Here is a 15,186-nt window from a genome sequence, read left to right on the forward strand (position 1 = left end):
CGGGTTGGCAAAAGGGATTTAGCTGTTGCCAAAACCGGTTTGCCGATGATAGTTTTGTGCCCCGGACAGGCTCGGATTTGCCAGGCGCCCCCGCTTCCCGATGACAGAAAGCACTTACTGACTTCGAAAGGTCCCCCATGAAAAAAGTCTTCATTCTCGATACGAACGTTTTTCTCCACGATCCCCTGGCGTTTCTCAAATTTGAGGACAACGACGTCGTGGTGCCGATCACGGTTATCGAGGAGATCGATACCTTCAAGAAGGATCTCAGTGAAATAGGACGCAACGCCCGCCAGATTTCCCGTTTGCTCGATTCCTTTCGCCAGAAGGCTCACCTGACCGAAGGGGTGCCTCTTGAAGGGGGAGGGATTCTCAAGGTCATGCTGTACACCGAAGAGACCCTGCGGAGCCTCCCGCCCGAACTTCAGACCGAACGGGGGGACAACCGGATTCTGGCCGTCGCCCTGCAGATGAAGAAGGAGTGCCGGTGCCCGGTTGTCTTCGTTACCAAGGACACCAATCTGCGGATCAAGGCCGATGCCATCGGACTGGTGGCCGCCGATTACGAATCGGACAAGGTGTCCATCGAGGAACTTTATTCCGGCACCGCCGAAGTAATGGTGAAAAAGGATGAAGTCGACCGTTTCTACGGCCAGGGGTATCTCGACCTGGAAGGCGATTATCTGCCCAACGAAGGGATCACCCTGGTGGAGGACACCAACCCCTCTCATACCGGGATCGGACGCTACCAGGCATCGCTCGGCCGGGTCGTGCCTCTGATCCGCCCTCCCAAGGAGGGACTTTGGGGCATTCACCCCCGTAACCGTGAGCAGCAGTTCGCCCTCGATCTGCTGCTCAACGACGACATTCAGCTGGTGACCCTGGTCGGCAAGGCCGGCACCGGCAAGACCTTGCTGGCCATCGCCGCCGGACTGCACAAGGCAGCGGACGAGGGGGACTACAGTCGGCTGCTCGTATCCAGGCCGATCTTTCCCCTCGGTCGGGATCTCGGGTTTCTTCCGGGGGATGTCGAGGAAAAGCTGGCACCCTGGATGCAACCGATCTTCGACAACGTCGAACTGCTGCTCGGCATGGTGGACGAGCGGGGCAAGCGCAAGCGGGGCTACAAGGAGCTGGAAGAGATGGGGCTGCTCGAAATCGAGCCCCTGACCTATATTCGCGGGCGGTCCATACCCAAGCAGTTCATGATCATCGACGAAGCCCAGAACCTCACTCCGCATGAAATCAAGACCATCATCACCCGGGCCGGGGAGGGCACGAAGATCGTCCTGACCGGCGACCCCTACCAGATCGACAACCCCTACGTCGATTCTTCCAGCAACGGCCTGACCTATGCGGTGGAAAAATTCAAGGGGCAGGAAATTGCCGGACATGTTACCCTGACCAAGGGCGAACGCTCTCCGTTGGCCGAACTGGCGGCGAATCTGTTGTGAAGGTGGCTGGTTTGGCGGCTATCCAAATCGGGATCGGGATCGAAATCGGCCTTTGGCTTTGAATTTAACACCAAAAGGCTAACACCCGATTTCGATTTCGATAGCGATTTCGATTTGGAAAGACCAGATATTCGAGAACGTCTACTCGGTTGTTGGTGTTACCAGCCCCTGGTCCCCGATTTTTTGAGATTCTGAATGCTTTTACTCGCAATAGAAACATCCTGTGACGAGACTTCGGCGGCGGTGGTGCGGGACGGGCGGCAGGTTCTGTCCAACATCATCGCGTCCCAGGTCGAGGTGCATGCCCGTTATGGCGGAGTGGTTCCCGAACTGGCCTCCCGCCAGCATATCGAGGCGATCGGCATTGTCATCGACGAGGCCCTGCAGAAGGCCGGCGTCGGGCTGAACGACATCGAGGGGATTGCCGTCACCCGCGGTCCGGGATTGATCGGCGCCCTCCTGGTCGGGCTGTCCGTGGCCAAGGCCATCGCCTTCGCCCGCAAGTTGCCGCTGGCCGGGGTGCACCATATGGAGGGCCATATCCTGGCCCCCCTGCTGGAACAGCCGATCGACTTCCCCTATCTGGCCCTGGCCGTTTCCGGGGGGCATACCCATCTGTACCGGGTGGACGGAATCGGCCGTTACCGGACCCTTGGGCGGACACTCGACGACGCCGCCGGCGAGGCCTTCGACAAGGTGGCCAAACTGCTGGGTCTTTCCTATCCGGGAGGCGCCCTCATCGACCGCCTGGCCGCTGAAGGCGATGCGCAGGCGATCGATTTTCCCCGACCCCTGCTGAAGAAGGACAACCTCGACTTCAGCTTCAGCGGCATCAAGACGGCATTGCTCTACTATGTCCGCAAACACAGCGAACCAATCGAAGGGCAGCATCTCAAGGATGTGGCGGCCAGTTTTCAGCAGGCGGTGGTCGATGTCCTGTGCGGCAAGACCCTTGCCGCCTCCCGGGAAACGGGTTTGAAACGGGTGGTCGTAGCCGGTGGGGTGGCCTGCAACAAGGGCCTCCGCCAAGGGATGAGGAGTCTTGCCGAAAGGGAAGGGCTCCAGGTGTTTTTTCCCGCCCCGTTGCTGTGTGCCGACAACGCCGCCATGCTGGCTGTTCCAGCCAACTTCTATCTGGAACGGGGAATTCTTTCAGACCTGTCTCTCAATGCCCTAGCCAACTGGTCCCTGGACAAGGTCGGGGAAGGGCCAAACCCCTGCTCCTCATAACAGGTTGATTTGAATGTATCGACGCTGGTCTCTGGCGAGGCAACTCAAGCTCAATATTTTGCGGTTGATCCGGCTGCGTGCGGAACCCGAGGACATCGCCAAAGGATTTGCCCTGGGCATTTTCATCGGCATGACGCCCACCTTCGGTTTTCAAATGATACTGGCCGTGTTCCTGGCCATGCTGCTGAAGGAGAACAAGATCGCCGCGGCCGTCGGCGTCTGGATCACCAATCCCCTTACAGCGCCTTTCATCTATGCTCTCGAATATGAATCGGGCAGGTTGCTGCTGGGGCTGGACCATGCCAGGTTTCCCCGGGAATTAAGCTTCGCCGCCATTACCAGCCTCGGCTGGGAGGTGCTTCTGCCGATGACCGTGGGAAGCCTGTTTTATGGTTCGCTGTGCGCTGTGTTCGCCTATTCCTTCATGCTGCAGGTGGTTCCCCTGGTCAAATCCTGGCGGATTCCCCGGTGGCCCCGCAAACCCCAAAGACGCTGACTCCGCATGCAGCATCAATTCAAAAAACGCTTCGGACAGAATTTTCTGCGCGATGCCCAGGTGATCGAACGCATTTTGCAGGCCGCCGAGCTTGACAGGGGCGATCGGGTGCTGGAAATCGGCCCCGGCCTGGGCGCCCTCACCGATCACCTGCTGCCCCGGGCGGACGTCCTGCACGTCATGGAGATCGACCGGGATCTGATCGATGCCCTTCTGGCCCGGGGTGCCGCCAATCTCATAATCCATGCCGGGGATGCCCTGCGCCTGGAATGGGACAAGCTGCTGACGGAACCGCCCTACAAGCTGGTAGCCAATCTCCCCTACAACATCTCCAGCCAGGTCCTGTTCAAGATTCTGGACCATAGTGCCCTTTTCAGCCGTCTGGTTCTCATGTTTCAGCAGGAGGTGGGGGAGAGGATCTGTGCCGCGCCCGGAGGGAGGGATTACGGCATCCTCTCGGTGCTCTGCCAGGTACGGTTCGATATCCGGCGGGTCGTGAAGGTTGCTCCCGGTGCCTTTTATCCGCCGCCCAAGGTCAATAGCGTGGTCCTCCGTTTTGATCCTTTGCCTCAGCCCCGGGTTCAGATAGGGGATGAAGCCTTTTTCCGCCGAGTGGTCAAAAGCGCCTTTTCGCAGAGGCGAAAAACCCTGGCCAATTCCCTCAAGGGGGGAGGTTTTGGGGACATGGCTCATATCTTGCATGATTCTTTGGAGGGCATCGGCATCGATCCGGGCAGACGGGCGGAAACCTTGAGTCTGGAAGAGTTCGCGGCCCTGGCCCGGCTGCTGCAGAATCACTGATTCCGAAGAAACCGCCTCAGAGGCAGGAGCTGCAGAAAGAAGGGGATGCTGTAGGTGGCCGCGAAGGTGGCTTCGACGGGCCCGAAGAACTGACTGCTGAAAGCCAAAATCAGGATGTAGTTGGGAAAGACGGTGCAGATCAGGGCAGTATCCCGGAAGGCCGATCCGGCCAGGAGCAAAGGCCAGGGACTGATCAGCAGCACCAGGACCACCAGCAGGGATGCGGCGGCAAGAGCTTCGAGGGCGAGCAGGGGCGTTTCCAGAAAGTATCGGGAGTAGCGGGAAAAGACCCCGATATTGGTGACTCCGATAGCGATCAGGGCCAGGGGAAAATGATGGCCGAGAAACCAGCGGGTCAAATCCGGCAGCCATCGCGTGCAGGCCTGCCCGGCCAAAGCCGGAACGAATATCATCATTGCCAGCATCGACATCATCGGGATCAGGCTGACGGTCATGGTTTCCCCCGAAAGGACCGCGACCAGCGGGGGGAGGGTGAAAGGGAGCAGCAGGGACGACATGATGACGATGGAGGCCGTCAACAGAACGTCCGCTTTCAGCAGATTGGAAAAAAATGGGGCCAGTACGGCCGTCGAAGCTCCGGCCAACAGCAGGGCTGCCAGCGCGAATTTCGGCCAGAAGAGATGAAAAAGAGCGTAAGCCCCGACAGGCAGCAGGACACATTTGCCGATCAACAGCAGTCCCGTACCCACCGGGGCCGACAGGACCGGACGCAGAATCCTCCGGAGATCCACCGAAAGGAACGAGAGAAACAGCAGGAACATGACCAGGGACATGGGCGCATAGGTCAGAGGTCTGGCGAGAGCGGGGAGAAAAACGCCCATCGCCATGGAGGAGAAACTGACCAGAAGAAGAATCATGTCCTGTTTGCGAAACATGCCTGTTGTCCTCAATTTATCGGGATCGGGATCGCTATCGGTATCGGAGTCGAGTCGTGGTGTTAAAATCCCTGGACCGACCCCGATTCAAATTGCCTGGAACCCGGTTCGATCGTGCAACACGCTTTTATGCCATTCGCAAGGCAAAGGCAAGGCAAATTCGATTCGTCGCGGGGTTGATCCAGAATCTCGTTGAAACTCCTCAGGTTTTGTTTCAGGCTTCCAGGGATTGCCCCGACATCACCTTTTTCTTGGGCTACAGGTAAAGACCATGAAAAAAGAAACGGTTCTCGAACAGGTCCTCGAGTCGGACGTTTTGCCCACTTTGTCGCCTGTCGCGTCACGGCTGATCTCGATGACGGCCCATGAGGATACCACTATTGGCGAAATCGCCGATCTGATTTCCCGGGATATTTCCCTCTCGGCCAAAATCCTGCGGGTGGTGAATTCCGCTTTCTACGGTTTCCCGCAACAGGTCAGCACCATTCACCAGGCGGCCAGCATTCTCGGCACCAACGCCCTGCGCAGCCTGGTATTGTCCTTTTCCTTTCTGGTTCCGGCCAAGCAGCAGAAAAACGGTTTCGATTATGCCCGTTTCTGGGAAAAATCGCTGTTCGAGGGGGTTGCGGCCCGAAGTCTGTTCGGTTTGGTCGACAAAAAAGCCGCCGAGGAAGCCTTTGTGGCCGGTCTGCTGCAGAATCTCGGCATTCTGATTCTGGCCCGCGCCTATCCATCTCTTTATAAGCGAATCGAACGCAGCCTGGAAATCGAAGCGGCGGATCGCTGCGAACTTGAACGGGACATCATCGGTGTCGATCACCCCACGATCGGCTATGAAGTGGTTCGCCGCTGGGGTTTTCCCAAAAGGCTTTCCGAACCGCTGCTCTACCACCACTCCCCCCAGTCCTGTCAGGAGACGGATCCCTTTCTGAAACAGTTGTGCGAGGTGGTTTTTCTGTCCGGCCTGGTATCCCAGGTTTTTGAGACGAAAACTCCGGAAAATACGATAGAATTCTTCAAGAAACGGGCGGTCGACCTGCTCGGGGTGCAGGAAAGCCAGTTGGAATCCTTTCTCGACAATGTTCATGAGGAAGTGGCGCGGGCGGCCAGTTCCTTCGATATGAAAATCGAAGAGCAGAAATCGGTCGCCGAGGTGCTGCAGATCGCCAACGCCGAACTAAGCGTGCTCAACCTCAGTTACGAACAGATGAATCGGGCTCTGGTGGAGAAAACCGTCAAACTGGAGCTTTTGACCGCCGAGCTGGAAAAAAAGAATAAACTTCTGGAGCGACTGGCCAATGTCGATGGCTTGACCGAGGCCTTCAACCATCGTTATTTTCAGGATTTTCTCGATCGGGAAATCAATCGCTCGAAGCGGCGCAGCCATTGCCTGAGCCTGATCCTGGTCGATATCGATCATTTCAAGTCCTTCAACGACCGCTTCGGTCATCAGGCCGGGGACGAAGTGCTGCGGCAGTTCTGCAACGTCTGCCGTTTTAAACTGCGGGAGTATGATCTGTTTGCCCGCTATGGCGGCGAGGAGTTTGCAATCATCCTGCCGGAAACCCCGGTGGATGCCGCCCAGGTGGTGGCGGAAAAGATTCGCGGCGAAGTGGCGGGACACGATTTCGAATACGATTTTGTCTGCCATCATGTGACGGCCAGTTTCGGCGTGGCCGGCATGTGTCTCGATGACGATTCTCTGGACAAAAACCAGTTGATCAGCGCCGCCGACAAGGCGCTTTTCCAGGCCAAGAAAAAAGGGCGCAACCAGGTGGTGGTCTATTCCGGTAAGAAGAAATGGTTCGGGCTGTGATGGGGCGATGAAAATTCGGGTCGACAGAGGAGAAGATCCCCGCGGAGAATTTGAAAAGACCCTGGAAAGCGCTTTGGATCTGTTGCGAGGGGTTGCCTGTCCGGATCGAATTCGCCGCTTGCAGCAGTTGACGGTAGCATTCCGGTTCAACGCCTCCCCCTCCTTCACGTCGGGCCGATCCCTGCACCGGATTGCCGAACTGCTGAATCTGTTTCTCGATTTCATCGAAAGCCGGACCTCTTCCGCGGAGGTTCGCCTGTTGCCCGCCGATCGCCCCGGCCGGTCCCTGCTGCTGACCTGCTCCAGTGATATTCCCTTTCTGTTCGATGCCGTCCAGACCTTCCTGAAAAAAACCGAGCTGCGTTTCGAGGTCCTGGCTCATCCCCTGGTGTTCACCCGACCCGCCGAGGATGGACGAATGCTGACCGCTGAAAGAGCCGAGGGCGCCGAGCGGAATTCCTTCATGGTTTTTACCCTGAGTGGTTTTCTCGACGCCGGGGAGGAGACCTTTGTCGAAGGCTTGCGGGACGGCATCGTCGATCTGGTGCATCTAGAGTCCGAGCGGGAGCAGCTCGACAGCCGTCTGGCTTCCCTGCAGGCGGCCGCCGCCCAGGAAGGTTTCAGCGAGTTCTGGTCCTGGCTGCGGGCCGGCAACTTTCGCCCTTTTTCCTACCGCTGTCTGCTCTTGCGGGAACTGCCGGGCGGCGAATGCTGGGTTCGTGAGGAGCCGGGCAGCGCCCTCGGCATGCCCTCCCATCCGCGGGAGCTGAAATGCTGCGAATCCCACCCCCTCGCCGAACTGAACCCCCTTTTTCGGGATCAGCTGATTCGTCCCGCTCCGGTTGTGGTGTTCCGCACCGAACGACCCAGCCCCATTCACTGGCGGGAAAACCTGTCCTACCTGGGTTTTCGCGAAAGAACTGTCGAAGGATGGCGAGAGCATGCCTTCCTCGGGGTCTTCCCCCCCCGCAGCGCCCATCAATCCAACTGGGATATCCCCCCTTTGCAGCAGCGCATTCGCCATGCCCTGGACGCCCTCGGAATTCTTCCCGACAGCCACGATTTCCGCAAGACGGTCGATCTGCTGAACACCTTTCCCAAGGTCGAACTGTTTTTCATGGAACCATCCGAACTGCAGCAGGTGGCCCGTAATTTCACTCTTCTGTACCGTTATGAAGCGGTGAGGATCGTGGCGGTGCCGAGTTTGGCGGTGGAGGGGCTGACCCTGGTGGTGATGATGCCGCGGGATTTTTACTCGGCCGAGACGGTTCAGCGTCTCGAAGCTTATCTCGGCCGCCGCTGCGGAACCTCCTTCGTGGAGGCTCGCGTCATCCAAATTTCCGGCGATTTCGTCAGCCTGCACGTGCGCCTCGGCAATCCCGAGGGGAGAGTCTGTGTCGACCTGGGACGGCTGGAAAGCGGCCTGACCCGTATTTTCAGACCATGGACCATGAAGCTGCGGCATCTGCTGGAAAAAAAGTTCGGTTTCAAGACGGGCTATTACCTCTGGCAGCGCTACCGGTCCGCCTTTTCCCGGGAGTATCAGGCCCTGGTCCATCCACGGTTCGCCCTGCGGGACGTCCGCGAAGTCGAAAACGTCCAGCAGGAGAAAGGGGAGATCTTCGCTCTCTGGGGACCCCTGGGAGGGCAGGGGGAGTTCTGGCGGCTCCAGTTTTACAGCGACAGGGAAAGTTCCCTCAATGAGATTCTGCCGATACTGGAGAATTTCGGGCTGGCGGCGCTGGAGGATGTCGATTTCGAAGTGATCGAAGGGTCTCGCCGCACCTTCATCAAGAGCTTTTCCATCCGTCCGGAGATAGATGTGCCAGGCGGGCTGCAGCGGCATCGGGAGATGCTGACCGAAGCCCTGGCCGCTGTGCGGAAAGGGAAGGTGGAAAACGATCTTCTCAACCGCATGCTGCTGGCCTGCGGGCTCTCCTGGCGCCAGATCGACGTGTTTCGGGGGTATCGCAACTACTATCTGCAGCTAGGAGCCCCCTTCAGCAGGGATCGGATAGCCCTGGCCCTGATCCGCAATCCCCATGCGGCCTATCTTCTGTTTCGCTACTTCGAGGCCCGGTTCGGGCCTGTCGATGATGATTCCGACTCCGGCCGTGAAGGGGCTCTGTCGCCGCTGCGCGAGGAACTGTCCGCTTCTCTGGAACAGGTTGCGGACATCAACGAGGACCGCATCCTTCGTGCTTTCTTCAATTTCATCGACGCCACGGTGAGGACCAACTTCTTTCTCCGGGGGCAGCGGGATCACCCGCTCTCCTTCAAGATCGGCTCTCTCGGCATCATCGACATGCCCGCCCCCAGACCCCTTTACGAAATCTTCGTTCACAGTGCGGCCATGGAAGGGATTCATCTGCGGGGCGGAGTCGTGTCCCGGGGCGGCATCCGGCTCTCCGACCGGCTCGATTTCCGCACTGAAATTCTCGACCTGATGAAAACCCAGGTGATCAAGAACGCCTTGATCGTACCCACGGGATCGAAGGGCGGCTTTGTTCTCAAAAGGGAGGGAGGAGGCCTGTCCGGTGCCGCCGTCGCCGCCTATCGGGAGTTCATCCGCGGCCTGCTCGATCTGACCGACAACCGCATTGCAGGGCGGGTTGTTCATCCTCCCGGACTTGTGGTCCATGACGGCGATGATCCCTATCTGGTGGTGGCGGCGGACAAAGGGACCGCCCATCTCTCCGATGAAGCGAACAGGGTGGCGGCCGGGTACGCTTTCTGGCTGGGGGACGCTTTTGCCAGCGGTGGTTCCCACGGCTACGACCACAAGAAACTCGGCATCACCGCCCGTGGAGCCTGGATCGCGGTCCGGCGGCATTTTCGGGAATTGGGCGTCGATATCCAGAAGGAGCCCTTTACCGTCATCGGTATCGGCGACATGAGCGGCGACGTTTTCGGCAACGGCCTGCTGCAGTCGGATAAGATTCGACTGCAGGCGGCATTCAATCACCGGCATATCTTCCTTGACCCCGATCCCGATCCGGCCCTGTCCTATGCCGAGCGGTTGAGGCTGTTCAAGCTGCCCCAATCCTCCTGGACCGATTACGATCCGGCCCTGCTCTCCTCCGGCGGCGGTGTCTTCAGCCGGGATGCCAAGGAAATCCCCTTGTCAGACGAGGTGCGCCGGTTCCTCGGATGCCGCTACACCTCCATCGACGGACCCGGCCTCATCCGGCTGATTCTCACCGCCAAAGCCGATCTGCTCTGGAACGGCGGCATCGGCACCTATGTCAAGTCTTCCACGGAATCCCATCAGGATGTCGGCGACCGGGGCAACGACGCAGTGCGGGTGGACGGCGGCCGGCTCCGGGTGCGGGTGGTGGCCGAGGGGGGCAACCTCGGGTTCACCCAGCGTGGCCGCATCGAGTACGCTCTGACGGGGGGGAGGATCAACATAGATGCGGTCGACAATTCCGGCGGGGTCGACTGCTCCGACCACGAAGTCAACATCAAGATCCTGCTGCAGCAGCTTCAGGAACAGGAATCCGCCCTGGCCGGGGAGAGGGACCGGTTGCTGGAGGATCTGACCGATGAGGTCTGCGCCTCGGTGCTGGAGAACTGTTACCAGCAGAACCTTTGTCTGAGTCTCGATGTGAGGCGCTGCGAAAAACGGCTCGAATCCTTTTTCGTATTGACCGAGCGTTTGGAAAACGCCGGTCGGCTCGACCCCCAGATCGAACATCTGCCCGCTCCAAAAGCCGTTCTGGCTCGCCCCGGGAAGGCCTTCACCCGGCCGGAGCTGGCGGTGCTGATGGCTTTTGCCAAAATCGATCTGATCGACGACCTGCTCGAAAGCGACCTCCCCGACATCCGGATCGGCGCGGATTTTCTGGCCGGTTATTTTCCCGCGCCTTTGCGCCGCCGCTTCCGTGGCCATCTCGGGCAGCACCCTCTGCGCAGGGAGATCGCGGCAACGGCCATTGGCAACACCATCGTGAATCAGGCCGGCAGTTCCTTCATCAGCCGGATCTGGGAGCAGACAGGGGCCCCGGCGGTCAAGGCGGTAAAAACCTATCTGACCTATGACCTCGCCCTGCGGGGGCCGGAGCTGAGGCGCCAGGTTCGCTCCCTGGGCGGACTGATAAGTGCAGAGGAAGAACTGGCTTTGCTGGAAGGTTTGGAATCCGTGCTCGAATATCTCTCCCGCTGGTCCCTGGTTCAGAGGCTGGAGGCGGTTCCGGAAAAGGAGCTGATCGAGTCGCTGCAGCGGGAGATCGCCGAGTACGACCAGGTCATGGAAACCCTGCTGTCCGAAGACCAGCGCCGGGAAAGATCGGTCGAGGAAAAGCGCCTGGAGCAGCTGGGGTTTCCCGCTGGCCTGGCCCGGCGGGCCGCCAGGCTGTCCTGGCTGGACGGCTTCCTGCCGGTCGCCAGCATGAAAAGGAGAACCGGCGGAGATTTTTCCAGCCTGACCCGACTCTTCAACCGGATCCGAACCACGTTCGCTCTGCCGGAAATACTGCGGATGCTCGCCGGTGTGCCCATCCGCCACCGCTGGGACCGCATGGCCCGGCAGAAACTCGAAGTCAAGTTGGATGCCCTGGCTTTTGAACTCAGCCTGGCGGTCTGGGACACCGGCGGCGGTGATCTGAAAGCCTTTCTCGAGCGACGTCCCGGCAGCCTGCAGAACTATCGTTCCCTGCTGTCCCGGCTGCGTGAGGGGGTGCCCGGCAACTGTCACCCCTTCACGGTTTTGGCAGGCGCCCTGGAGGCGATGCTGGCTGCTGAATAAACTGGACAACCTTTTCTAGCTGTGCTATACGTTGCGCCGGTTTGGCAAGCCCGAGCCCGCCCGGAACTCGTGCCGGAGCGAGCAAGGCGACGGGAACTGTCTGAAATTTTAAAAAAACACCGCCTGGATCCCTGGGACCGGGACGGAAGACAATGACGGTCAGAGCCGGTGGTGCGTCCATCGGCGGCACAAACATGTCTTTCGGACGGGGTCCGGAAGATTTTTTTTTGCCGGCGGAAAACGCGGGAGTCCTCATGAGTGCTCAAGGCGAAGAATTCAGGAAAGCCCGGGCCAGGAGGTGAGGGTGGCCGAAAAACCTAGAACCATCATCGACATTCAGCAGATGAAAACCCGCGGAGAGAAGATAACCGTTCTCACCGCTTACGATTTTCCTTTCGCGCGGCTGATGGACCGGGCGGGCATCGATATGGTGCTGGTGGGCGATTCGGCGGGCACCGTGGTTTCCGGATACGACAATACGCTGCCGGTGACCATGGAAGAGATGATCTACCACACCCGGGCGGTGGCCCGCGGTCTGAAGAATGCCCTGCTGGTCAGCGATATGCCTTTTCTTTCCTATCAGACCGATCTGCGGGATGCGCGAATCAACGCCGGTCGCCTGGTCAAGGAGGGGGGCGCCCAGGCGGTCAAGCTGGAAGGCGGCATCAATGTAGCCTCCACCATCCGCGCTATCGTCGACATGGATATCCCGGTGATGGGCCATATCGGTCTTACCCCCCAGTCGATCCATCGCATGGGCGGTTTTCGCGTGCAGGGCAAGGAGCAGGAGCAGGCCCGGCAACTGCTGGAGGATGCCCGGGCGGTGCAGGCGGCCGGTGCCTTTGCCGTGGTTCTGGAAGGCATTCCTGCTACTCTCGGCAAGGAGATTACGGCCGCTCTGGACATCCCGACCATCGGCATCGGCGCCGGGGTCCACTGCGACGGCCAGGTGCTGGTGATTCACGACATACTCGGCCTGTGCGAAAAGTATTCGCCCCGGTTCGTCAAACGGTATGCGGACGTTTCGGGTACTATTCAGGAAGGGATCGAGACCTACATCCGCGAAGTCAAAGGCGGGCAGTTTCCCGGGCCCGAACACAGTTTCTGACATGGAGATCATTACCGACGTCAATGCGATGCAGGCCCGCTGCCTGGCAGCCAGGGAACAGGGACGACGGATCGCCCTGGTGCCGACCATGGGGTTTCTCCACGAAGGGCATCTCTCCCTGCTCCGTGAAGGGCGCCGGCGGGGTGATCTGCTGGTGCTGTCCCTGTTCGTCAATCCGACTCAGTTCGGCCAGGGGGAGGATTTCGAGTCCTACCCCCGGGATCTCGCCGGGGATGCCGATATGGCCCGATCGGTGGGCGTCGACTGGCTCTTCGCCCCCCAAGCCCGCGATATGTACCCCCGCGGCTATGCGACCACTGTCGAGGTCGAGGGGCTGACCGACACCCTCTGCGGCCGCAGCCGGCCAGGACATTTTCGCGGCGTAACCACTGTGGTCTGCAAAATGTTCGCCATCGTGCAGCCCCATGTCGCCCTGTTCGGCCGGAAGGATTTCCAGCAGCTTGCGGTTCTAGGCCGCATGACAAAGGATCTCAATCTGCCGGTGGAGATCATCGGCATGCCCATCATTCGGGAAGAGGACGGATTGGCCATGAGTTCGCGCAACAGCTACCTGGCACCCGATGAGAGACGGCAGGCGCTGGCCCTGAGCGCCTCCATCGGACTGGCCAAAGAGGCTGTCCGCCTGGGGGAGAAAAGTGCTGCAACCCTGTGTGAACTGGTCGCCGAACGGATTTGTCAGGAACCGGATGCGGTCATCGACTACGTGCAGATATGCCACGGCGAAACCCTGGCCGAGGTCGAGGAGATCGATCGCCAATCGGTGCTGCTGCTCGCCGTGCGCATCGGCCGCACCCGCCTGATAGACAACAGTTATCTTCAAGAGGAGGACTGCTGAATATGAAGCGCAAAATGCTCAAATCCAAGATCCATCGCGCGACGGTCACCGGCGCCGATCTCGAATACGAGGGGAGCGTCACCATCGACGCCGACCTTCTGGCCGCCGCCGACATCCTGCCCTATGAGGCGGTGGACATCTGGAACGTGACCTACGGTACCCGGTTTCAGACATACGCCATCGAGGGCCTCCCCGGAAGCGGCACCATCTGCATCAACGGCGCCGCCGCCCGCCTGGTCTCCAGGGGGGACAAGGTGATCATCGCCAGCTGGCTGGAGATCGACGACGAGAAAGCTGCCAGCCACGAGCCGAAGCTGGTTTTCGTCGACGACAGCAACGTGCCCACGGATCAGAAAAAAGAAACCCCGGGACAGGGCAGCCTGCGAAAGGCGATTTGACGATTTTTGAAACAGACCATTGCCGGGCTCAGCAGGCCGGTTTTCCCGATGCCGCCGGTGTCCTGCGGCTGTGAAGATCGATGACCCTCTATCTGGCCCGCTATCTGGTATCCGTGACCGCGCCGCCCCTGGAGGACGGCGCTCTGCAGGTGGAAAAAGGGCGTATCGCCGCCGTCGGCACCCGCCGTCAACTGCAGGCGGGATGGAGCGGTGAAGTCGTCGATTTCGGCGATGCCGTGATCCTGCCGCCCCTGGCCAATGCCCATACCCACCTCGATCTGACCCGCTTCCCCCGGTGGGCGGCAGAGGCCGACCGGACTTCGGCACCCGCCGACGGTTTTGTCGACTGGATTCTCCATCTCATCGAGGTCAAGCGCCGGCAACCGTCTGCCGAACTCCGTCGATCCCTGGAAGACGGCCTGCAGCAGTCTCTGCAGGCCGGCACCGGGGCTCTCGGCGACATTCTTTCCTGCCCGGACATCTTCCCCGCCTACCAGAACTGCCCCCTGCATGGACGGGTCTTTCTCGAAATCCTGGGGCTCGATCCCGGTCAGGTTCAAAGCCGCCTCGAAACGCTGCAACCCATTCTTGACCAGCGCCCGGCGGGGACGCGTCTCGTCCCCGGACTGGCTCCCCATGCTCCCTACACCATGTCCGCCGCCGTCATGGAGCCGATCCGTTCGGCTGCCCGGTACAGGCCTTTGAGCATCCACTTTGCCGAATCGGCCGAGGAGAGTGAATTTCTCCAGTCATCTTCCGGCGCCCTGGCCGAAAAACTCTACCCCGCAGTCGGCTGGAACGGAGCAGTGCCGCCGGCCCCTCACAGACGGCCGACCGGTTGGCTTGAAGACCAGGGGATCCTGGATCTCGAGCCGCTGCTGGTCCATGGCGTCCAGGTGACGCGGGAGGATGCCGAACTGCTGGGTCGCAAAGGTGCGACTCTGGTCCTCTGCCCCCGATCCAACGCCCGGCTGCGGGTGGGCCGGGCGCCGGTTGAGCTCTACCTGGCGGCCGGGGTCCCCCTCGCCCTCGGCACCGACAGTTGCGCCAGCAGCCCGTCCCTTTCGGTTTGGGATGAACTGGCCTGTGCCGCCCGGATCTACGGCGACCTCCTGTCTCCAGCGCAACTGCTCGCCATGGCCACGGTCAACGGAGCCCGGGCTCTCGGTCTGCAGGGGGAGATGGGGGCGCTCGAACCGGGTTGGGGTGTTCATTTCCAGGTTCTTCCGCTGAATTCAACAGTTGGTCCCGAGGATCTGGAATCCTTTCTCTGTCACCGCGGCGGAGATTTGGGCGGGGGCTGTCTCTACCTGGACGGGCGCCGCCGGGTCTTGAAATCCAACCGGCCCGATAATATAATTTCGCCTTTGGCAGTGGAGTAGCG

At 60.1% G+C, this 15,186-nt stretch carries 11 protein-coding genes; 10 read left to right on the forward strand and 1 reads right to left on the reverse strand.

Annotated features, from left to right (window positions below; translation table 11 throughout):
• Positions 1 to 137: 137 nt before the first annotated feature.
• From R2940_12285 to rsmA, 4 genes are all read left to right on the forward strand, one after another.
• Positions 138 to 1,454 (forward strand): PhoH family protein, encoded by a 1,317-nt coding sequence (locus R2940_12285; GenBank protein ID MEZ4600557.1) that lies wholly within the window; start codon positions 138 to 140, stop codon positions 1,452 to 1,454.
• A gap of 195 nt (positions 1,455 to 1,649) precedes the next feature.
• Positions 1,650 to 2,684, forward strand: coding sequence for a tRNA (adenosine(37)-N6)-threonylcarbamoyltransferase complex transferase subunit TsaD (gene tsaD, locus R2940_12290; protein ID MEZ4600558.1), 1,035 nt, complete (start codon positions 1,650 to 1,652; stop codon positions 2,682 to 2,684).
• A 13-nt stretch (positions 2,685 to 2,697) separates the two neighbouring features.
• On the forward strand, positions 2,698 to 3,180 hold the full coding sequence (locus R2940_12295) for a DUF2062 domain-containing protein (protein ID MEZ4600559.1): 483 nt from the start codon (positions 2,698 to 2,700) through the stop codon (positions 3,178 to 3,180).
• 6 nt (positions 3,181 to 3,186) lie between these two features.
• Positions 3,187 to 3,981 (forward strand): 16S rRNA (adenine(1518)-N(6)/adenine(1519)-N(6))-dimethyltransferase RsmA, encoded by a 795-nt coding sequence (gene rsmA, locus R2940_12300; protein MEZ4600560.1) that lies wholly within the window; start codon positions 3,187 to 3,189, stop codon positions 3,979 to 3,981.
• Here rsmA and R2940_12305 read toward each other — a convergent pair.
• The gene (locus tag R2940_12305) at positions 3,975 to 4,877 is read right to left on the reverse strand and encodes a hypothetical protein (GenBank protein ID MEZ4600561.1); all 903 of its coding nucleotides are present in this window, start codon (positions 4,875 to 4,877) and stop codon (positions 3,975 to 3,977) included. The two genes, rsmA and R2940_12305, sit on opposite strands and share 7 nt — an antisense overlap.
• A 271-nt stretch (positions 4,878 to 5,148) precedes the next feature.
• Here R2940_12305 and R2940_12310 point away from each other — a divergent pair, with 271 nt between their 5' ends.
• From R2940_12310 to R2940_12335, 6 genes are all read left to right on the forward strand, one after another.
• Entirely contained in the window at positions 5,149 to 6,693 is a 1,545-nt protein-coding gene (locus tag R2940_12310; GenBank protein ID MEZ4600562.1) for a GGDEF domain-containing protein, read from the forward strand.
• A 7-nt stretch (positions 6,694 to 6,700) separates the two neighbouring features.
• Positions 6,701 to 11,440, forward strand: a complete 4,740-nt coding sequence (locus R2940_12315) for an NAD-glutamate dehydrogenase (protein ID MEZ4600563.1) — start codon at positions 6,701 to 6,703, stop codon at positions 11,438 to 11,440.
• Positions 11,441 to 11,744: 304 nt separating this feature from the next.
• Positions 11,745 to 12,548 (forward strand): 3-methyl-2-oxobutanoate hydroxymethyltransferase, encoded by an 804-nt coding sequence (gene panB, locus R2940_12320; GenBank protein MEZ4600564.1) that lies wholly within the window; start codon positions 11,745 to 11,747, stop codon positions 12,546 to 12,548.
• 1 nt (position 12,549) lies between these two features.
• Positions 12,550 to 13,404 carry a pantoate--beta-alanine ligase gene (panC, locus tag R2940_12325; GenBank protein MEZ4600565.1) on the forward strand — a complete coding sequence of 285 codons (855 nt, stop codon included), beginning with the start codon at positions 12,550 to 12,552 and terminating at the stop codon, positions 13,402 to 13,404.
• Positions 13,405 to 13,406: 2 nt separating this feature from the next.
• Positions 13,407 to 13,802: an aspartate 1-decarboxylase gene (locus R2940_12330; GenBank protein ID MEZ4600566.1), complete on the forward strand. Its 396-nt coding sequence runs from the start codon at positions 13,407 to 13,409 to the stop codon at positions 13,800 to 13,802.
• 80 nt (positions 13,803 to 13,882) lie between these two features.
• The gene (locus R2940_12335) at positions 13,883 to 15,184 is read left to right on the forward strand and encodes an amidohydrolase family protein (GenBank protein MEZ4600567.1); all 1,302 of its coding nucleotides are present in this window, start codon (positions 13,883 to 13,885) and stop codon (positions 15,182 to 15,184) included.
• Positions 15,185 to 15,186: the final 2 nt, after the last annotated feature.

It is taken from the genome of Syntrophotaleaceae bacterium (genome assembly GCA_041390365.1).
Lineage (GTDB): Bacteria > Desulfobacterota > Desulfuromonadia > Desulfuromonadales > Syntrophotaleaceae > JAWKQB01.